This window comes from Micromonospora sp. SH-82, assembly GCF_051132485.1.
Classification (GTDB): domain Bacteria; phylum Actinomycetota; class Actinomycetes; order Mycobacteriales; family Micromonosporaceae; genus Micromonospora.
Genome location: NZ_CP148049.1, coordinates 2,271,324 through 2,290,255 on the forward strand (window position 1 = coordinate 2,271,324; position 18,932 = coordinate 2,290,255).

17 protein-coding genes and 2 tRNA genes are annotated in these 18,932 nt (G+C 72.7%); 13 read left to right on the top strand and 6 right to left on the bottom strand.

The genetic code is table 11. The features are described from left to right. Positions 1 to 13: 13 nt before the first annotated feature. The 7 genes from WHN02_RS10525 (at position 14) to WHN02_RS10555 (ending at position 6,304) form a co-directional block, all read left to right on the top strand. Positions 14 to 1,093, top strand: a complete 1,080-nt coding sequence (locus WHN02_RS10525) for an AAA family ATPase (RefSeq protein WP_434743162.1) — start codon at positions 14 to 16, stop codon at positions 1,091 to 1,093. Next, a complete protein-coding gene (locus WHN02_RS10530) occupies positions 1,090 to 2,289 on the top strand; it encodes a DUF58 domain-containing protein (protein WP_434743163.1) in 1,200 nt (399 codons plus the stop codon). Before WHN02_RS10525 ends, WHN02_RS10530 begins: the two co-directional genes overlap by 4 nt. Further along, positions 2,286 to 3,245, top strand: coding sequence for a VWA domain-containing protein (locus tag WHN02_RS10535; RefSeq protein ID WP_434743164.1), 960 nt, complete (start codon positions 2,286 to 2,288; stop codon positions 3,243 to 3,245). The genes WHN02_RS10530 and WHN02_RS10535 overlap by 4 nt, the downstream gene beginning before the upstream one ends. A 73-nt stretch (positions 3,246 to 3,318) precedes the next feature. Beyond that, a complete protein-coding gene (locus WHN02_RS10540) occupies positions 3,319 to 4,176 on the top strand; it encodes a S1C family serine protease (RefSeq protein WP_434743165.1) in 858 nt (285 codons plus the stop codon). 109 nt (positions 4,177 to 4,285) lie between these two features. Then, on the top strand, positions 4,286 to 4,603 hold the full coding sequence (locus tag WHN02_RS10545) for a hypothetical protein (RefSeq protein WP_434743166.1): 318 nt from the start codon (positions 4,286 to 4,288) through the stop codon (positions 4,601 to 4,603). A 9-nt stretch (positions 4,604 to 4,612) separates the two neighbouring features. Then, positions 4,613 to 5,038, top strand: coding sequence for an alternative ribosome rescue aminoacyl-tRNA hydrolase ArfB (gene arfB, locus WHN02_RS10550; RefSeq protein ID WP_434743167.1), 426 nt, complete (start codon positions 4,613 to 4,615; stop codon positions 5,036 to 5,038). Positions 5,039 to 5,185: 147 nt separating this feature from the next. Beyond that, the gene (locus WHN02_RS10555) at positions 5,186 to 6,304 is read left to right on the top strand and encodes a cellulose binding domain-containing protein (protein ID WP_434743168.1); all 1,119 of its coding nucleotides are present in this window, start codon (positions 5,186 to 5,188) and stop codon (positions 6,302 to 6,304) included. Positions 6,305 to 6,409: 105 nt separating this feature from the next. Here the strand turns inward: WHN02_RS10555 and WHN02_RS10560 are convergent, their stop codons facing one another. After that, positions 6,410 to 7,282, bottom strand: coding sequence for a 3-methyladenine DNA glycosylase (locus tag WHN02_RS10560; RefSeq protein ID WP_434743169.1), 873 nt, complete (start codon positions 7,280 to 7,282; stop codon positions 6,410 to 6,412). A gap of 36 nt (positions 7,283 to 7,318) precedes the next feature. Further along, positions 7,319 to 8,809: a hypothetical protein gene (locus WHN02_RS10565; protein WP_434743170.1), complete on the bottom strand. Its 1,491-nt coding sequence runs from the start codon at positions 8,807 to 8,809 to the stop codon at positions 7,319 to 7,321. A 157-nt stretch (positions 8,810 to 8,966) separates the two neighbouring features. Between WHN02_RS10565 and WHN02_RS10570 the strand changes: the two genes are divergently transcribed. The 3 genes from WHN02_RS10570 (at position 8,967) to WHN02_RS10580 (ending at position 10,161) form a co-directional block, all read left to right on the top strand. Beyond that, the gene (locus tag WHN02_RS10570; protein WP_434743171.1) at positions 8,967 to 9,770 is read left to right on the top strand and encodes a fumarylacetoacetate hydrolase family protein; all 804 of its coding nucleotides are present in this window, start codon (positions 8,967 to 8,969) and stop codon (positions 9,768 to 9,770) included. A gap of 107 nt (positions 9,771 to 9,877) precedes the next feature. Then, positions 9,878 to 9,949, top strand: a tRNA-Gln gene (locus tag WHN02_RS10575). Positions 9,950 to 10,088: 139 nt separating this feature from the next. Further along, a tRNA-Glu gene (locus tag WHN02_RS10580) sits at positions 10,089 to 10,161 on the top strand. Positions 10,162 to 10,362: 201 nt separating this feature from the next. On the opposite strand, the gene WHN02_RS10585 is transcribed toward WHN02_RS10580, so the two are convergent. Next, entirely contained in the window at positions 10,363 to 11,049 is a 687-nt protein-coding gene (locus WHN02_RS10585) for an IclR family transcriptional regulator (protein WP_350896016.1), read from the bottom strand. A gap of 49 nt (positions 11,050 to 11,098) precedes the next feature. Here WHN02_RS10585 and leuC point away from each other — a divergent pair, with 49 nt between their 5' ends. The 3 genes from leuC to WHN02_RS10600 all read left to right on the top strand — a co-directional run bounded on the left by leuC (position 11,099) and on the right by WHN02_RS10600 (position 13,960). Then, complete coding sequence (leuC, locus tag WHN02_RS10590; RefSeq protein WP_434743172.1) at positions 11,099 to 12,541, top strand: 3-isopropylmalate dehydratase large subunit; 1,443 nt, start codon at positions 11,099 to 11,101, stop codon at positions 12,539 to 12,541. A 16-nt stretch (positions 12,542 to 12,557) separates the two neighbouring features. Continuing rightward, entirely contained in the window at positions 12,558 to 13,145 is a 588-nt protein-coding gene (leuD, locus tag WHN02_RS10595) for a 3-isopropylmalate dehydratase small subunit (RefSeq protein ID WP_434743173.1), read from the top strand. Positions 13,146 to 13,318: 173 nt separating this feature from the next. Further along, a complete protein-coding gene (locus WHN02_RS10600) occupies positions 13,319 to 13,960 on the top strand; it encodes an HU family DNA-binding protein (RefSeq protein ID WP_434743174.1) in 642 nt (213 codons plus the stop codon). Positions 13,961 to 14,161: 201 nt separating this feature from the next. On the opposite strand, the gene WHN02_RS10605 is transcribed toward WHN02_RS10600, so the two are convergent. From WHN02_RS10605 to WHN02_RS10615, 3 genes are read right to left on the bottom strand one after another with little or no spacing between them, the layout of a single operon-like run. Then, positions 14,162 to 15,031, bottom strand: coding sequence for an NUDIX domain-containing protein (locus WHN02_RS10605; protein WP_434743175.1), 870 nt, complete (start codon positions 15,029 to 15,031; stop codon positions 14,162 to 14,164). Further along, entirely contained in the window at positions 15,028 to 16,590 is a 1,563-nt protein-coding gene (locus tag WHN02_RS10610; RefSeq protein WP_434743176.1) for a CHAD domain-containing protein, read from the bottom strand. Before WHN02_RS10610 ends, WHN02_RS10605 begins: the two co-directional genes overlap by 4 nt. Positions 16,591 to 16,617: 27 nt before the next feature. After that, positions 16,618 to 18,813, bottom strand: a complete 2,196-nt coding sequence (locus tag WHN02_RS10615) for an RNA degradosome polyphosphate kinase (RefSeq protein WP_434743902.1) — start codon at positions 18,811 to 18,813, stop codon at positions 16,618 to 16,620. Positions 18,814 to 18,932 lie beyond the last annotated feature (119 nt).

Consider the following 18,932-nt stretch of genomic DNA (forward strand, 5'->3'; position numbering starts at 1 on the left):
GGAAGCAAGCACCGTGACGGACATCTCGGACACCCTGGCCAGCCTGCCCACCACGGTCGATCCCGATGCGAGCGGCTCCGAGCTGGAACAGACCCTCTTCGAGGTCAAACGGGTGATCGTCGGGCAGGACCGGCTCGTCGACCGCCTCCTCACCGCACTGGTCGCCGACGGACACTGCCTGCTGGAGGGCGTACCCGGAGTGGCCAAGACGTTGGCCGCCCAGACCCTCGCCACAGTCGTCGGCGGCCGGTTCTCCCGCATCCAGTTCACCCCCGACCTGGTCCCCTCCGACATCGTCGGTACCCGCATCTACCGGGCCTCGACCGAGGACTTCGACGTCGAACTCGGTCCGGTGATGGCGAACCTGCTCCTCGCCGACGAGATCAACCGGGCTCCGGCCAAGGTGCAGTCCGCACTGCTGGAGGCGATGGCCGAACGGCAGGTGTCGATCGGTGGCCGGACCTACCCCGTACCGGAACCGTTCCTGGTGCTGGCCACCCAGAACCCCATCGAGTCCGAGGGGGTCTACCAGCTGCCGGAGGCCCAACGGGACCGGTTCCTGATGCGGATCGTCGTCGACTACCCCGGCGACGCCGACGAACTGGCCATCCTCTACCGGATGAGCAGCGACCGGCCCCGACCCCGGCAATGCCTCGACCCACTCCGGCTGCGCGAACTGCAACGCCGGGCCGGTCGGGTCTTCGTCCACCACGCCCTGGCCGAGTACGTCGTCCGGCTCGTCCTCGCCACCCGCGACCCGGCCCGGTTCGGGGTGCCGGAGATCGCCCCGATGCTGGCGTACGGGGCCAGCCCCCGGGCCACCCTCGGCCTGGTCGCCGCGGCCCGCGCCCGGGCGCTGCTGCGGGGCCGGGAGTACGTGCTGCCCGAGGACGTCCGGGAGTTGGCGGTGGACGTCCTGGCCCACCGGCTGGTGCTCTCGTTCGACGCGGTCGCCGACGGGGTGGACGCCGGGTCGGTGGTCCGGCGACTCCTGGAGGTGGTGCCCCCGCCGAGGATCGCCCCCGGCCGCGACGAACGGCCGGTGGCCTTCGGCGTCGACGTGCCCGCCGGCATCGACCGGACCGTGGCATGAGCCCGCGTGACCTGTTCGCCGCCGTCCGGCCCGCCGCCCATTGGCTCGGGATGGCCCCACCCGCCTCCTCCTCGGCCGCCCCCTCCCCGGCCGCCCCGACCCGGGCCGGGTCGGTGGCGGTCGCCACTGGGGCATCCGGGGACGGGCGACCCACCGGTGGCGGGCGGTGGTCCGGGTCGTCGGACCCGGACCTGAACGATCTCACCGGGCACCGACGGCTGCGGCGGCTGGAACTCACTGTCACCCGTCGCCTCGACGGCCTGCTGCACGGGCAGTACCGGGGCCTGCTGCGCGGTCCCGGCAGCGAGGCCGCCGGGAGCCGGGAGTACCGCCCCGGTGAGGACGAGGTGCGGCGGATGGACTGGGCGGTGACCGCCCGCACCGCCGTCGCGCACGTCCGGGAGGTCGACGCCGACCGGGAGCTGACCACCTGGCTGGTGGTGGACGCCAGCCCCAGCATGGAGTTCGGCACCGCCGAGCTGGACAAACGGGAACTCTCCGTCGCAGCGGTGGCCGCCGTCGGGTTCCTCACCGCCGGGGCGGGCAACCGCCTCGGCGCCCACGTCCTCGACGCCACGGCCGTCCGCCGGTTCCCGGCCCGGTCCGGGCGTACCCACCTGCTCGGTCTGCTCCGGACCCTGCTGACCGCGCCCCGGACGGGTGGACCCGACGCCGGGGTCACCGGACGGTCCGGCGACCCCCGCCGGTCCGGGGTCCCGGCGACCCCGAACCCACCCACCCTCGTCGACGCGGTGGCCGCCGCACACCGGGTCGCCACCCGGCGGGGCCTCGTCGTCGTCGTCTCCGACTTCCTCGACGGCCTCCCCGACGACCCGGACCGTCCCGCACCCTGGGAGCCGGTGCTGCGCCGGCTCGCCATCCGACACCAGGTCCTCGCCGTCGAGATCACCGACCCCCGGGAACTGGAACTGCCGGACGTCGGCCTGATCACCCTGGTCGACCCGGAGACCGGTCGCCGCCGGGAGGTCTGCACCTCCGACCCCGGACTGCGCCGCCGGTACGCGCTCGCCGCCGCCGCCCAGCGCGACCAGGTGCGTCAGGCGATCCGCCGGTGCGCGGCGACCCACCTGCCACTGCGGACCGACCGGGACTGGACCCTCGACGTCGTCCGGCACGTCCACACCCAGCGCCGACTGGCCGCCGTCCCCGCCTCGACCCGGCGAGGTGCCGCATGATCTGGCAGTCACCGGTACGGCTCTGGCTGCTGCTCGGGGTCGCCGCGCTCGCCGTCGGCTATCTGCTGGTGCAGCGTCGACAGAGCCGGTACGCCGTCCGCTTCACGAACCTGCGGCTGCTGGACCGGGTGGCACCGGAGCGTCCGGCCTGGCGGCGACACGTACCGGCGGGGTTGTTCCTGACCATGTTGGCGCTGCTGGTGACCGGGTTCGCCCGGCCCGCCGCCGAGGTCCGGGTGCCCCGGGAACGGGCCACAGTGGTGGTCGCCGTGGACGTCTCCACCTCGATGCTCGCCACCGACGTCGACCCGGACCGGCTCGACGCGGCCAAGTCGGCTGCCCGCCGGTTCGTCGACGGACTGCCGCAGGAGTTCAACGTCGGTCTGGTGGCGTTCGCCGGGAGTGCGGCGGTGATGGTGCCGCCGGACACCGACCGGGAGGCGCTGCACGACGGCATCGACCGGCTCGCCGAAGGCATCACCGGGGTTCAGGGCACAGCGATCGGGGAGGCGATCAGCGCGTCGCTCGGCACGATCCGGGCCCTGGACCACGAGGCGGCGACGAAACCCCCACCGGCCCGGATCATCCTGCTCTCCGACGGGGCCAACACCTCCGGGATGGACCCGATGGAGTCGGCGGCGGAGGCGGTGGCGGTCGAGGTGCCGGTGCACGCCATCTCGTTCGGCACCCCGTCCGGGTTCGTCGACCGGGGCGGCCGCCCGATCCAGGTGCCAGTGGACGGGCAGACGCTGCGGGCGGTCGCCGAGGCCACCGGCGGGGGTTTCCACGAGGCCACCACCACCGAGGAACTGCGCGCTGTCTACGAGGACATCGGCACCTCGGTCGGCTACCGCACCCAGCGGCAGGACATCTCGGCCCGGTTCATCGGATTCGGTCTGGTCTTCGCCATGGCGGCGGCGGCCGGTTCCCTCCGGTGGTTCTCCCGCCTGCCCTGACCCGCGCCCGCCCCGGGGACCGCTTCAGCGACCTGCCCCTGACCCGCCCGCCCCGACCTTCGAGGAGCGACGTATGGCAACACAGACCGGACTGGGTGAGCCCCGTGGCCCGTGGTTCGTCTCCCCGGACCTCGGCCCGGACGGGCACGGCGGGTGGGGCGTACCGGGAACGGGTCTGGACCCGGGACGGCGGCGACCGGGCCGGTTGCTGGCCGGGCTGACCGTGGTGGCCCTCTCCACCCTCTCCGGGGCGGCGGCCGGTGGCTGGGTCGCCGGCCAGGCCGGCGACCCGGAGGCGGCCGCGACGGCGGCGGCGGTCCCGGCGGAACTGGTGACCGCCGCCGGGAAGACCGTCCCCGGGGTGGTGTCGGTGCTGGTGGCCGGGGCGGGAGGCCGGTCCGCCACCGGATCCGGGTTCGCCATCGACGGCGAGCAGCACATCGTCACCAACGACCACATCCTCGCCAGGGGCGTCGGCGGGGGAGTGACGGTCGAGACGCCGAACGGTCGGCGGTACCCGGCCGAGGTGGTCGGTCGGGAGCCCGGCAGCGACCTGGCGGTGCTGCGGGTGCCGCCGGACGCCGGGCTGACCCCGCTGCCACTGGCCAAGCCGGGCGCGACCCGGGTCGGAGAGCCGGTGCTCGCCGTCGGTTCGCCGCTCGGACTCGCCGGTACCGTCACCGCCGGCATCGTCAGCGCCCTGGACCGGCAGGTACGCCTCGGGTCGAACCGGCACACGGCGGTGCAGACCGACGCCTCCATCAACCCCGGCAACTCGGGGGGACCCCTCGTCAACGCCCGGGGTGAGGTCGTCGGGGTGAACACGGCGATCGCCACCATCGACGGCAACGGGTCGATCGGGATCGGTTTCGCCATCCCCATCGAACAGGTTCAACAGAGCGCCGACACGATCATCGGAAAGGGTGGCTGAGCTGCGGAGAGTGCATGATCCACCACGGAGGATTCTGCGAAATCTCCTTTTCCGGCCGTATCCGGATCGACCCCTGGCGTCGACGCCGTCGATCGGCATACTCAGCCGGATGGAAGGATCTCTGCTCGCCGCGTTGTTGCTGCTCGGCCTGCTCGTCGGGGCCGCCGCAGGAGCCGCGTACACCCGGGCGAGGCGAGGCTGGGCGGACTACCAGACAGCCCGCCGGGCGGTGCCCGTCACCCGTCGCGCCGCCTGGTTGCTGATCCGCGCGGTCACCACGAAGGTCGGGGTCGTCGCCCTGCTGCTCGTCGGCGCCGTCGCGTACGCCGCCGTCGCCCCGGAGGCCGACTCCGACCCGGCTGCACCACAGCCGACCCCGGCCTCGACCTCCAGCCCGAAGACCCAGGACGAACCCGGGGACCGTTAGCCTCGGGGCATGGACGACGGACTGCGGGTCACCGACCGGTTCTCGGTGCCCGGTGCCGAGCTGCGGGAGCGGTTCTCCCGTTCGTCCGGCCCCGGTGGCCAGGGGGTGAACACCACCGACTCACGGGTCGAGTTGAGCTTCGACCTGGCCGGTTCGCCGAGCCTGCCCGAGTCGCTGCGGGCCCGGGCGCTGAACCGGCTCGCGGGTCGGCTCGTCGACGGGGTGCTGACCGTCGTGGCCAGCGAACACCGGGCGCAGCTGGCCAACCGGGCGGCGGCCCGGGACCGGATGGCCGCGCTGCTGCGGGAGGCGGTCGCCCCGCCACCGCCGCCCCGTCGGCCCACCCGCCCCTCCCGGGGCGCCAAGGAGCGCCGGCTGGCCGACAAGAAGCGTCGGTCACAACGGAAGCGGGACCGTCGGGCCGACGACGACTGACCGTCCTGCGGGGACCCGATGCATTGATATGGCTCACTGTTCCTGGTTGAATTCCGTCGGGAGCAAGGGCACTGGGTGGCCGCCGCCGGCCTCCGGCCCCGGCGTCGATCCGCATCGTCGTACCCCCGTGACGGGAGTTGCCCCACCATGCTCCGACCATCCTTCACCCGGACCCTGCTCACCGCGCTGACGGCGGTGCCGCTCGCCCTCGCCGCCGCCCTGGTCGCCGTCGGCACCCCCGCCCCCGCTCCGGAGGTGCTTCCGGTCGCAGCGACCGCCCCGGTACGGGTCATGCCGCTGGGTGACTCGATCACCGGTTCACCCGGCTGCTGGCGGGCGATCCTGTGGAACCGGTTGCAGTCCACCGGACACACCGACGTCGACTTCGTCGGCACCCTCGGCCCGCAGGGCTGCGGACAGCCGTACGACGGCGACAACGAGGGACACGGCGGTTACCTGGCGACCACTGTGGCCAACCAGAACCTGTTGCCGGGTTGGCTCGCCGCCACAGACCCCGACATCGTCCTGATGCACTTCGGCACCAACGACGTCTGGAGCAACATCGCACCGGCGACCATCCTCGCCGCGTACGGCAGGCTGGTGGACCAGATGCGGGCCGCGAACCCGGCGATGAAGGTGATCGTCGCCAAGATCATCCCGATGGCGCCACCCACCTGCGGCGAGTGTGGTCAGCGGGTGGTGGCCCTCAACAGCGCCGTGGACGCCTGGGCGGCCGGCAAGAGCACCGCCGCCTCGCCGATCGTCGTGGTCGACCAGTGGACCGGGTTCAGCACCGCCGCCGACACCTACGACGGGGTGCACCCCAACGCCGCAGGCGACCAGAAGATCGCCGACCGCTGGTATCCGGCCCTGGTGGCGGCCCTCTCCGGCGTCGCCCCCACCCCCACCGTCACCCCGACGCCGACCGCCACCCCGACCCGCCCCCCGACCACCCCGCCGACGAACGGCGCCACCTGCGCGGCGACCCACCGGGTGGTGGGGCAGTGGCAGGGCGGCTTCCAGGGCGAGGTGACGGTCCGTAACACCGGGACCACCCGGACCACCTCCTGGACCGTCACGATCACCCAGCCCGCCGGGACCCGGATCACCCAGGTCTGGAACGCCGAGCTGACCGGCTCCGGCGGCACGTCCACCGCCCGTAACGTCGGCTGGAACGGCGCGCTGAACCCCGGGGCCGAGACGAGCTTCGGGTTCCTCGGCAGCGGTACCCCGGGCACCCCCACCCTCACCTGCACGCCCGGCTGACCGGACCTCCCCTTCCCACCTCACCCACCGCTGCTCCACCTGCCGCGGTGGGTGAGTGGGGGAACCGAGCCCTTCTCCACCCCCGCCGTCGACAGGGGTTCCTCCTCACCCCGTGGCGAGGGCGCAGAGGAGGCGGTGCCGCAGGGCGGCGGCCCGGTCGGCGAAGGCCCGCTGGGCGGCCGCGTACTCGGCCCTACCCTCGGCGGTCTCCACCAGGACCGGGGGATGTCCCAGGGCGGCCAGGTCGTACGGGCTGGCCCGCATGTCCAGCGTCCGGATCTCCCGGGCCAGGGCGAAGGCGTCGGCGACCAGTTCGCTCGGCACCAGCGGCGACAACTTGTACGCCCACTTGTACAGATCCATGTTGGCGTGCAGACAACCCGGCTGTTCGTTGGCGTGCTGGGTGTCCCGACGGGGGGTGAGCACGTTCAACGGGCGGGCCGGGGCGGTGAAGAACCGGTACGCGTCGAAGTGGGAGCACCGGACCCCCCGCTCCTCGACCACGGCGGCGGTCCGCTCCGGGGACAACCGCAACGGCCACGCGTTGTGGCGTACCTCCTCCTGGGTCTGCCGGTAGACCATCGCCCACTCGTGCATCCCGAAGCAGCCCAGGTGGGCCGGGCGCCCGGCGGTGGCGGCGAGCAGGGTGCCGATCCACTCGACCGACTCGGCCCGCCGGTCGCGTACCCCCGGGGTGTCGAGGGTGACCCCGGCGGCGGTGGCGCGGTAGTCGCGCCCGAACTCGTCCGGGTCCGCGTCGGCCAGGACCACCCCGGCACCGGGATGCCACCGGCGCAGCTGGGCCGGACGGTGCGAGTAGTAGGTGAAGAGGAAGTCCTCGACGGGATGCTTCTCACCCCGGTGTCGTCGGGCCAGGTGCGGCGCGAGCCAGGCGTCCACCCGCTCCTCGTGGGCCTGCCGCCGCGCCCGCCAGTCGGTCGGGGCGAGCACGACGAGGGAGTCGGGGGCGGCGGTCACCAGAGAAGGGTACGACCGCCACCCCGCCCGTCCCGCTCAGGGAACGTCCACCCGTACCCCGGCGGAGAAGACCCCGCTGCGCAGTTCCAGCTCCTCGGGCGTCTCCCCGTCGGCGACGGTGAACACCAGCGGCAGGACCAGCCGGGTCCCGGCGGCCACCGGGTCGGCGAAGACGTCCCGCCCCTGGTTCATCGCCCGGGTGGCCGACTCGTCGACGCCCACCCAGCGCCCGGCCGGCAGGTACGCCCGCTGGAGCTGACCGTGCCAGGCCTGCTGGTCCGGGGTGACGTTGCGTACCCCCACCGTGGCGTCGCACCGGCGACCGTCGGTGTCGGCGGCGCCGCAGTCGACCCGGTAGACGGTGAACTCGAACGCCGTCTCCCGCAGCGGCACGCCGACCGGGCCGGACACGCCTCGCCCCACCCAGGCCCCACTCGTCGGCTGCTGGCCGGCGTTCATGGCGGTGACCTGACGGGTCCCGGTCCACCCCGCCACCCCCACCACGCCCACCAGGACGAGGACGGCGGCGCTCACCAGGAGCCAGACCGGTGGGGTGCGGCGGCGCTGTGGTGCCCGTGGAGCCCCCGGCTTCGGGTAGACGGTCCCGGGTGCGCCGGACCGACGCCCCATGGCGGCGTACTCCGGGGCACCCCCCGTCGACGCGGGCCGTTGCGGGTCGGTCGGTGGCCCCGCCGAGGCGGCCGCGTACGCCCGGGTCCGGCGACGACGCTGCCACCACCACAGGCCGAACCCGCCCAGGACGAGCAGCAGCGCCAGCGCCCCGAGGAGGATCGGCAGGCGCAGCCAGCCGCCCCCGGCCGGTTCGTCGGCAGTCTGCGCGACGTTGCTCCAGATCGCCGTGGAGCAGTCGTACGGTCGTCGCCCGTCGTCGCGGTACGCGCAGGCGGGTGCGGCAAGGGGCCGGTTCGGGTTGTCGGTGTGCAGCGTGGTCTGCACCGTGGTGGTGCCCTTCGGCGGTAGCTTGAGCTGCCAGGTCACCTCGTCGGGCCGCCCGGCCGCGTGACTCGACCGGCCACCGCCGGTGACGTTGCTGACCGACGCCCCGGCGGGCAGTTCCTGCCGGACAGTGGTGTCGACCGGCCGGTCACCGGCGTTGCGTACCTGGATCCGGTAGCCCGGTGCCGGGGTGCCGGCCGAGGTCACGGCCACCGTGACGGTCGGGGTCGACGCCCGTAGCGGCGCCCGGTCCGGGGTCGGTACCGCCGGTGGGGCCGACGGCATGGTGGTGGACGTGACGCTCGGCCCGACGGTGGCCGCCGCCACCGGCCGGGCGTGACGGGCCCCGAGCGCCGGTGCGGCCGCCGCCGGTGTCGGTGTGACCCCTGCCGGTGTCGGTGCGACCGCCGCCGGTGTCGGCGTGGTCGTCACCGGCGACGGGGCCGGTGCCGGTGGTGTGGTCGGCGGCGGCGCCCCCGGCTGCGGGGCCAGAGCCGGAAGAGCGGCGAGGGCGCCGAGGCAGTGCGCGAGCACCGCGATGGCCTTGTGGTGTCGTCTCGATGCAGGCATACCAACGAACCTCCGCCGCCGACGGTAGGGGCGCGGTGACGTCGTGCGGGTACGAAGCGCCGAATTCCGCCCCGCCGACCGGCCCGTGACGTACGCTGCCGCGCCGCAGTGGTGCGCGGGCAGCACCTTCTCCTGGTCGGGCGGCTAGATTGGCGGGGTGCGTATCGCTCGTTTTGCTCATGCCAAGGGAATGTCGTTCGGAGCCGTCGAGGGCGAGCCGGAGGCCGGCCCCCAGGGGCTGACCGTCGCCGAGATCCAGGGGCACCCGTTCGGTGAGTTGACTTTCACCGGGGCCCGCTGGGCGCTGTCGGACGTCCGGCTGCTCTCGCCGATCCTGCCCAGCAAGGTGGTCTGCGTGGGGCGCAACTACGCCGAACACGCGAGCGAGTTGGGCAACGAGGTGCCGACCGAGCCGCTGCTGTTCCTCAAGCCCTCCACCTCGGTGATCGGCCCCCGGGACGCGATCCGCCTGCCGATCTTCTCCAAGCAGGTCGAGCACGAGGCGGAACTGGCAGTGGTGATCGGGGCGCCCGGGGCCCGGCGGGCGGACCGGGCTGCGGCGGAGAAGGCCATCTTCGGCTATACCTGTGCCAACGACGTCACGGCGCGGGACCTGCAGAACACCGACAGCCAGTGGACCCGGGCCAAGGGCTTCGACTCGTTCTGCCCGATCGGTCCGTGGATCACCACCGGGCTTGACGTCCGGGACCTGGAGATCCGGTGCGAGGTGGGGCGCGACTCCGACGAGACCATGGAGGTACGTCAGCTCGGCCGGACCCGGGACATGGTCTTCGACGTCCCGGCGCTGGTGTCCTACATCTCACACGTGATGACGCTGCTTCCCGGAGACGTGGTGCTGACCGGCACCCCGGCGGGGGTTAGTCCCCTCACGGACGGGGATACGGTCACCGTACGGATCGAGGGCATCGGTGACCTGACGAATCCGGTGGTCCCGGTCTGACAGTGGCCCGACGGGCGAAACCGCAGCTCAAGGGCGGTTTGGGGGGTCGGATTTGGCCACTCGGCCCGGGGAGGGTAAAGTTTCTCCCCGGTGCCAGATGGTGCCGATGGGGTATGGGGTAATTGGCAGCCCAACTGATTCTGGTTCAGTTAGTCTAGGTTCGAGTCCTGGTACCCCAGCAACCGACGTTCCCAGCGAACGTCGGTCGCTGGCTTCTGACGGAGTTCCCACTCCGGCCCCCGCGAGGGAGGCGGAAAAAGATCTCTGATAGAGTACAGCGGAGCCGCCCGGAAGGGCGGTGAGAAAGAAGAAAGTTCTGGCCCCGTCGTCTAGCGGCCCAGGACGCCGCCCTCTCAAGGCGGTAGCGCCGGTTCGAATCCGGTCGGGGCTACAGCACAGGCCCGTCTCGCTTCAGCGAGGCGGGCCTTCTCCTGTTTCCCACCCCACCCCACCGATCCCCCTCCCGGCCCGGGATCGCCCCGTTGATCAAGGGGTTTGCGTCTGGATGATCTCCAACGGTGACGCAAACCCCTTGATCAACGGGGCACTGCGGGGGAGCGGAGGGTGAGGGCAGGGGGCAGGGGGCAGGGGGTTAGAGGCCGGAGAGGCGTTGGCCGGCGCGGACGACTGCCATGGCGTGGCGTTCGCCGGGGCGGCGGCCGAGGCGTTCGATCGGGCCGGAGATGCTGATCGAGGCGATCACGCGGCCGGTCCGGTCCCGGATGGGGGCGGAGACGCTGGCCACACCGGGCTCCCGTTCGGCGATGCTCTGCGCCCAGCCCCGGCGGCGTACCTCGGCGAGGGTGCGGCCGGTGAACTTGGCGCGGGGGAGCAGCGGCATCACCGCCTCGGGTGGCTCCCAGGCGAGCAGGATCTGCGCGGCCGAGCCGGCGGTCATCGGCAGCACCGAGCCGACCGGCACCGTGTCCCGCAGGCCGCTGGCCCGTTCGGCGGCGGCCACGCAGATGCGTTCGTCGGCGCGGCGCAGATAGAGCTGGGCGCTTTCGCCGGTGGCGTCCCGGAGTGCGGCCAGTAGCGGCTCGGCTGCGGTCAGCAGGACGTCGGGAGCGGCGTTGGCGAGCTCACCCAGTCGGGGGCCGGGTCGCCACCGTCCCTGGGTGTCCCGGACCAGCATCCGGTGGATCTCCAACGCCTGGGCCAGCCGGTGTGCGGTGGCGCGGGGGAGCTTCGTACGGTCAACGAGTTCGGCCAGGCTGGCGCCGTCGACACAGGCGGCCAGGATGACCACCGCCTTGTCGAGAACGCCGACACCGCTCATACTGTGTCCCACAAGCCGAAATTTACCTCCCAGAATTTAGGATGTCCAGATGGTGGGAGACACTCAACCAAGGACCCTGGCCGAGAAGGTCTGGGACGCACACGTCGTACGGTCCGCCGAGGGCGAGCCGGACCTGCTCTACATCGACCTGCACCTGCTCCACGAGGTGACCAGCCCGCAGGCCTTCGACGGGCTCCGGATGGCCGGTCGCCGGGTCCGCCGCACCGACCTGACGCTCGCCACGGAGGACCACAACACCCCGACGGGCTACGCCGACCCGGCGTTCCGGTTGCGCCGGGGTGACCTGTTCACGATCGAGGACCCCACCTCCCGGACCCAGATCGAGACGCTCCGTCGCAACTGCGCCGAGTTCGGCGTCCGGCTGCACCCCCTCGGTGACGAGAACCAGGGCATCGTCCACGTCATCGGGCCGCAGCTGGGGGTCACCCAGCCGGGCATGACGATCGTCTGTGGCGACTCGCACACCGCCACCCACGGTGCCTTCGGGGCGCTCGCCTTCGGTATCGGCACCAGTGAGGTGGAGCACGTCCTGGCCACCCAGACCCTTCCGCAGGCCCGCCCGAAGACGATGGCGGTGAACGTGGTCGGCGAGCTGGGCCCGGGCGTCACCGCGAAGGACCTGGTCCTGGCGCTGATCACCCAGGTGGGAACCGGCGGTGGCCGGGGCCACATCGTGGAGTACCGGGGCGAGGTGATCCGGTCCCTGTCGATGGAGGGGCGGATGACCATCGCCAACATGTCCATCGAGTGGGGCGCCAAGGCCGGCATGATCGCGCCGGACGAGACGACCTTCGCGTACCTCAAGGGGCGGCCGAACGCGCCGCAGGGGGCCGACTGGGACGCCGCGCTGGACCACTGGCGGAGCCTGCCCACCGACGATGGAGCGGTCTTCGACGCCGAGGTCACCCTGGACGCCTCGCAGGTCACGCCGTTCGTCACCTGGGGCACCAACCCGGGCCAGGGCGCGCCGCTGGGCAGCGCCGTGCCGGAGCCGGACTCCTTCGGTACCGAGCCCGAGCGGGCCGCCGCGCACCGGGCGTTGGAGTACATGGACCTGACCCCGGGGACCCCGCTGCGGGACCTGGCCGTGGACGTGGTCTTCGTCGGCTCCTGCACCAACGGCCGGCTGGAGGACCTGCGGGCCGCCGCCGACGTGATCCGGGGCCGCCGGGTCTCCGACGGTGTACGGATGCTCGTCGTGCCCGGTTCCGCAGCGGTCCGTGAGGCGGCCGAGGTCGAGGGGCTGGACAAGGTCTTCACCGACGCCGGAGCGGAGTGGCGGTTCGCCGGCTGCTCGATGTGTCTGGGCATGAACCCGGACACGCTCAAGCCGGGGGAGCGGTCCGCCTCCACCTCCAACCGCAACTTCGAGGGCCGTCAGGGGCGGGGTGGGCGTACGCACCTGGTGTCGCCGCCGGTCGCCGCCGCCACCGCCGTGGTCGGTCGGCTGGCCGCCCCCGCCGATCTGTGAGAAGGGCAGTCAGCTGATGGATAGCTTCACCACCCACACCGGTACGGCCGTACCGCTGCGTCGGTCGAATGTGGACACCGATCAGATCATCCCCGCCGTGTACCTCAAGCGGGTGACCCGGACCGGCTTCGCCGACGGATTGTTCAGCGCGTGGCGGGAGGACCCGGAATTCGTGATGAACGATCCCGTACGGGCCGGCGCATCGATTCTCGTGGCCGGTCCGGAGTTCGGCACGGGATCCTCCCGGGAGCACGCCGTCTGGGCATTGCGGGACTGGGGTTTCCGGGCGGTCGTCTCACCCCGCTTCGGCGACATCTTCCGCGGCAACTCCCTCAAGGAGGGGTTGCTCCCGGTGGAGTTGGAACAGTCCGCGGTCGAGCAGATCTGGGCTCTGGTCGAGGCCGACCCGACTGCCGAGGTAACCGTCGACCTGGTTGCCCGCGAGGTCCGGGCCGGGGGCTCGACGTGGTCGTTCCCGCTCGACGACTTCAGCCGGTGGCGGCTGATGGAGGGCTTGGATGACATTGGACTAACCCTCCGCAACGAGTCCGCGATCGGCGCTTTCGAGGCGACCCGCCCGCAGTTCCTGCCCTCGGTCGCATAGCCCGACGCCCGACCGTTACTCGCTTTCCACCCCCCGCCGGGACGACCCGGCGGGGGGAATCCGTTACGACACAAGGGCTTTTTTCCCCCGAATGTTTGTGTCCTGGCAGCACAGGGCATACCGTGCGCGCAGAATGGCTCGCGTCGAGTCAGTTGCACAATCGGGAGGAAGTCGTGAACAAGGCCGAGCTCATCGAGGCCCTCGCCGCTCGTCTGGGAGACCGAAAGACGGCGACGGCGGCGCTCGACGCAGTCCTCGCTGAGGTCCAGGGGGCGGTCACCAGGGGCGAGAAAGTGGCCATCACCGGATTCGGAGCGTTCGAGAAGCGTGTCCGGGGGGCGCGAACAGCGCGGAACCCGCGCACCGGTGAGGCGGTGAAGGTCAAGAAGACATCCGTCCCGACCTTCCGTCCCGGTGCCGGTTTCAAGGAGATGGTGGCCAGCGGCAAGGTGCCGAAGGCCACGGCGGCGGCGAAGAAGAGCGTCACGTCCACCGCCAAGACCACCGGTGCCAAGGCGACCGGTACGAAGACCGCGACCGCCAAGGCGACCACCGCCAAGGCGACCGGGGCGCGCAAGACGGCCACCGCGGCGGCCAAGAAGACCACCGCGGCGAAGGCGGCCAAGACCACCGCCACCAAGGCCACCACCACGAAGAAGGCCGCCCCGGCGAAGAAGAGCGCCACCACGGCCAAGTCGACCGCCGCGAAGAAGACCACGGCGGCGAAGAAGACCACGACGGCCAAGAAGGCCCCGGCGGCGAAGAAGTCGCCGGCGAAGAAGGCCCCGGCCAAGAAGGCGGCTTCCCGCCGCTGAGCCACCTGCACGAAGGGCGTCCACCGTCGCGGTGGACGCCCTTCGTCGTCTCCTCCGGATCCGTCAGTCGACGCAACCGACGTCGACCCGGCTGCACCCCGGAGCCCGCCGTGGGCCACGAGGCCCGGAGCCCGCCGTAGGTCACGAGGTGCGGAGCCCGCCGGAGGTCACGAGGCCCGGAGACGGGCGGGGCGGGACCTCCTAGACCGGGTCGGTGGCGAGCAGCCGTCCGGCGGCGAAGGCGAGCAGCCACCCGCCGCCCTTGGGCGTCGGATAGTCGCCGGGCCGACCGATCAGCCGCTCCAGGACACCCGGGATCACCTTGCCCTGGCTGCACGCCGCGAGGCGTCCACCAGCGACGGCGAGCTCCGTCAGGCAGGCCGCCGCCGCCAGGACCCGTTCCTCCAACTGCTGCCCGGGGGCCGGCTCGTCCAGGTCGCCGACCACCTCGATCGGCAGGCCCGTCGACTCGGCCGCCGGGCCGAGGGTCTGGACGCACCGGCGCACCGAGGCCGACAGGAGCCGGTGTGGGCGAACCACCTCGACCAGGGGGGCCAGGGCCGCCGCCTGCGCCAGTCCGGTGGCGACCAACGGGCGAGCGGTGTCCGGACCGGACCAGGTGGCCCGTCGTCCCGCCCGGGCGTGCCGGACCAGCAGCACGGTGCCGGTGACCGTCGGCAGGGCCGCGAACGCGGCGAGCACCTCCGCGTCGTGCGGGTAACTGGTCCGCCGGACCGCCTCGTCGACGTCGAACCAGCCCACCTCGTCGACCTCGGTGCCCGGCTGGAACCCCCCGGTCCCCACCGCCTCCATCGACCAGTAGTCGACCCGCTTCGGTCGCCCGTCGACGGAGTACCGGACGGTGGGCAGGCGCACCTGGGGCACGGCCCGGACGTCGCTCTCCTCGGCCACCTCCCGAACCGCCGCCACCAGTGGTGCCTCGTCCGGTTCCAACCGGCCCTTCGGCAGCGACCAGTCGCCGTACCGGGGTCGGTGCACCAGGCACACCTCGACCCGATCGGCGGTACGCCGCCACACCACCCCACCGGCGGCGCGGATCTCCTCGGTCACCGCAGCCACCCCGTACGGCGGCCACGGTCCGCCCGCGCCCACGCCGAGGGGAAGTCGGCGCGTACCCGACGGACCGCCGCGCGTTCCCGCTCCACCAGCCGACCGGCGACCAGCGCCGACAGCGGATCGCCCGAGGCGGTGGCGAGTTCGACCCAGGTGTCGGCGGCGACCGCCGCGTCCTGGTGCTCCCCGAGCAGCCGCTGCACGTCGGCAAGCGCCTCGGCCAGCCTCCGGGCGTCCTTGCCGACCACCCCGGCGACGGCGTTGACCGCGTACCGGGCGCGTTTGGCCTCCTTGCGTACCTCGTGCCAGTGGTCGTCGGGCCCGAGCGGGTCGAGGCCGGCGGCGTCCACACCGACCGAGGCGGTCAGTTTCCGCCACGGCCGCCGGACCAGCCGGGGCAGCTTCTCGGCCGCCGGTGCGGCGGCCCGGGGACGCAGCCGGGGTGCCCGGGCGGCCAGCACCAGGGCGTCGGTCAGCGCCACGTAGCGGGGCGAACGCAGCGCCTCGTCCACCTCGGCCAGGGCCGTCTCCTGCCGGGCCGCCAACGCCGCGTCCAGCCGGTCCACCGCCCCCGCGTCCAACGGGCCGAGCGGATCGGCGTCGGCGGTGCGCCGCAACCGAGCCCGCAGGACCTCCACGTCCCGGGCCGCGCCGAGCACCCCGGCGAGCCAGCGCAGCTCCTCCCGCAGCGGCCGGGACCACTCGGGCACCACGAGCGGGGCGAAGGTACGCAGGTCGCTGCGGAGTCGTCGGCACCCCACCCGCATCTGTTGCAGGGCACTGCGGTGGCTGCCCGGGACCGGTACCCGCGACCGGACCAGCGGGTCGTGGGTCAGGAGCCGGAACACGGCCCGGCGGACCGCCTCGGTGACCACGTCCCCGGCGGTCGGGTCGTCCGGCAACCCGGCCGGGGCGACCAGGTCCGGTTCCCCCTCGGGGTCCGTCCCGAGTGCCCCGACCTGCTCCGGCACCACGAACCGTAGGGCCCGCACGTGCTTGGGCAGGAACGAGCCCGACTCCGCCCCGGCGGCGGTGAGCAGCCCGTCGAGCTGTTCCAGCAGGTCGGCGTCACCGCCCCGTCGTTCCACCTCCACCTCACGGAACCTCCCGGCTGCCCGACCGGCCTCGTCCAGGACCGTCACCCGGTCGTCGGCCACCTCGGCCAGCAGCGCACCGTCGGCGGCGCGCACCTGGTGGCGACGTCGACTGGTCCGGATGGTGGCCACCGGGGCCAGGTCTGCACCCCGGGCGAAGACGGTGACCAGCTCCACCAGGTCGGCGGGGACACCGGCGCGGCGTGGGCCGGGCCGGGACACCTCGTGGCGTACGCCGACGGTGTCGGTCGGCAGCTTGACGGTCCACGGCTCCGGCTCGCCCCGGCGGTGCCGAAGCGACACCCCGGATCGGGCCAGCCGCAGATCGGCGGTGTCGAAGTAGGTCGCCACCAGCCGCACCGGGGAGCGGGACTCCACCCGGGCACCGGTGGGGGCGACAGGGGACAGGTCCGGCACCTCGAACTCGTCCGGCACCTCGTACTTGCGTTCCTCTTCCAGCATCGCCGTCACCCTATGCCTGCCGCCGGATCATCCGGACCTGCCACCGACCCGACGGAGCAACAGATCCTGGAGGTGGCCCACGGGCGCCTCCTGCGGACCGGTACGCCGGCTCCAGGTGCCGTCACCGGCCAGCTCGAACGCCTCGACGTCGTCGCTGAACGCGGTGGCCAGCACGGCGTCCAGCTCGGCCCGGGCCACCGGGTCGCTGACCTGCACCAGCGCCTCGATCCGGCGGTCCAGGTTGCGGTGCATCAGGTCGGCCGAGCCGAGCCAGAACTCGGCGTCGCCGTTGTTGCCGAACCGGAAGATCCGGGAGTGTTCCAGGAACCGGCCCAGGATCGAGCGGACCCGGATGTTCTCCGACAGCCCCGGCACCCCCGGGCGCAGCGTGCACATCCCCCGGATCAGCAGGTCCACGTGCACCCCGGCCTGGGAGGCGCGGTAGAGGGCGTCCACGATCTTCTCGTCGACGAGCGAGTTCACCTTGAACTGCACCAGCCCCGGCATGCCGAGCCGGACGTGGGAGATCTCCCGTTCGATCCGCTCCACCAGCCCACGCCTTATCCCCTGCGGGGCCACCAGCAACCGGCGGAAGGTGGTCTGCCGGCTGTATCCGGTGAGCACGTTGAACAGGTCGGTCAGGTCGGCCCCGATCTCCGGGTCGGCGGTGAGGACGCCGAAGTCCTCGTACAACCGGGCGGTCTTGGGGTGGTAGTTGCCGGTCCCGATGTGGCAGTACCGGCGGATCTGGTTGCCCTCCTGCCGGACCACCAGGGCCGTCTTGCAGTGCGTCTTCAACCCGACCAGGCCGTACACCACGTGGCAGCCGGCGCGTTCCAGCGTCCGGGCCCAGCCGATGTTGGCCACCTCGTCGAAGCGCGCCTTCAACTCCACCAGCACCACCACCTGCTTGCCCGCGTCGGCGGCCTCGACCAGGGCGTCCACGATCGGGGAGTCGCCGCTGGTGCGGTAGAGGGTCTGCTTGATGGCCAGGACGTGCGGGTCGGCGGCGGCCTGCTCGATGAAGCGCTGCACGCTGGTGGCGAAGGAGTGGTACGGGTGGTGCACCAGGACGTCCCCGTCGCGCAGGGTGGCGAAGACGCTGCGGGGCACCTCCCCCTCGGTGAGCCGGGGGTGGGTGGCCGGCACGAACGGCGGGTCCTTGAGGTCGGGGCGGTCGGCCTCGCCGTACACCTGCCAGAGGGCCGACAACTCCAGCAGTCCCCGGACCCGCAGCACGTCCTGGGAGTCCATGTCCAACTCCCGGACGAGCAGCTCCAGCATGTGGTCGGAGATGTTCGCCGCCACCTCCAGCCGGACCGGCGGGCCGAAGCGTCGCCGGGCCAGTTCCCGTTCCAGGGCCTGGAGGAGGTCCTCGTCGCGGTCCTCGTCGACCTCCACCTCGGCGTTGCGGGTGACCCGGAACAGGTGGCACTCCACCACCCGCATCCCGGAGAAGAGCTGTCCCAGGTGCACCGCGATGAGGTCCTCGACCGGCAGGAACCGCACCCCGGGCAGGTCCCGGCCGACCCGGACGAAGCGGGGTACGTTGTTCGGCACCTTGACCCGGGCGAACAGCTCGGAGCCCCCGTCGGGGTCCCGCACCGAGACGGCCAGGTTCAGCGACCGGCCGGAGATGTACGGGAACGGGTGCGCCGGGTCGACGGCGAGCGGGGTGAGCACCGGGAAGATCTGCTCCCGGAAGTACGTCCGCAGCCGCTCCCGTTCGGCGTCGTCGAGGTCGCCCCAGCGCAGGATCCGGATGTCCTCGGCGGCCAGCTTCGGCAGGATCTCGTCGACGAAGCAGCCGGCCTGCCGGGCGGCCAGCTTCGCGGTCTTCTCGGAGATCAACTCCAACTGGGTCCGCAGCGGCAGCCCGTCACCACCCCGGACCGGGAGTCCGGCCTGCAACCGGCGCTTGAGCCCGGCGATCCGCACCATGAAGAACTCGTCGAGGTTGCTGGCGAAGATGGCCAGGAACTTCATCCGCTCCAGCAGGGGAGTGCGCGGATCCTCGGCCAGCGCCAGCACCCGGGCGTTGAAGTCGAGCCAGGAGAGTTCCCGGTTGAGGAAACGGTCCTCCGGCAGGGGTGGGTCGGCGGTGGGCTGATCCGGTTCGGGGTCCTCGGCGTACGGGCCTTCGTCGAGCACCTCCTCCAGCCCGGCCGAGGCCGACGCGGCGTCGAGCTTGTCCGCGTCCCGGGGGCGCGGCTCGGCGCTCAGCGGCTCCGGGCGGGGCAGCTCCTCCGCCTCGGCCTCGGCCGGGGTGGGCGTCGGCTGGGTGTCGACGGAAGGCCCGGCGTCGACGGAGGGCTGGTCGGTGGGGCGGAAACGGCCGTCGG

Excerpts from the sequence above, each read along its gene's own strand:
- WHN02_RS10530 (WP_434743163.1), top strand. The coding sequence starts at position 1,090 with ATGAGCCCGCGTGACCTGTTCGCCGCCGTCCGGCCCGCCGCCCATTGG.
- WHN02_RS10535 (WP_434743164.1), top strand. The coding sequence starts at position 2,286 with ATGATCTGGCAGTCACCGGTACGGCTCTGGCTGCTGCTCGGGGTCGCC.
- WHN02_RS10540 (WP_434743165.1), top strand. The coding sequence starts at position 3,319 with ATGGCAACACAGACCGGACTGGGTGAGCCCCGTGGCCCGTGGTTCGTC.
- WHN02_RS10545 (WP_434743166.1), top strand. The coding sequence starts at position 4,286 with ATGGAAGGATCTCTGCTCGCCGCGTTGTTGCTGCTCGGCCTGCTCGTC.
- arfB (WP_434743167.1), top strand. The coding sequence starts at position 4,613 with ATGGACGACGGACTGCGGGTCACCGACCGGTTCTCGGTGCCCGGTGCC.
- WHN02_RS10555 (WP_434743168.1), top strand. The coding sequence starts at position 5,186 with ATGCTCCGACCATCCTTCACCCGGACCCTGCTCACCGCGCTGACGGCG.
- WHN02_RS10565 (WP_434743170.1), bottom strand. The coding sequence starts at position 8,809 with ATGCCTGCATCGAGACGACACCACAAGGCCATCGCGGTGCTCGCGCAC.
- WHN02_RS10585 (WP_350896016.1), bottom strand. The coding sequence starts at position 11,049 with ATGAGCGGTGTCGGCGTTCTCGACAAGGCGGTGGTCATCCTGGCCGCC.
- leuC (WP_434743172.1), top strand. The coding sequence starts at position 11,099 with ATGGTGGGAGACACTCAACCAAGGACCCTGGCCGAGAAGGTCTGGGAC.
- leuD (WP_434743173.1), top strand. The coding sequence starts at position 12,558 with ATGGATAGCTTCACCACCCACACCGGTACGGCCGTACCGCTGCGTCGG.
- WHN02_RS10610 (WP_434743176.1), bottom strand. The coding sequence starts at position 16,590 with ATGCTGGAAGAGGAACGCAAGTACGAGGTGCCGGACGAGTTCGAGGTG.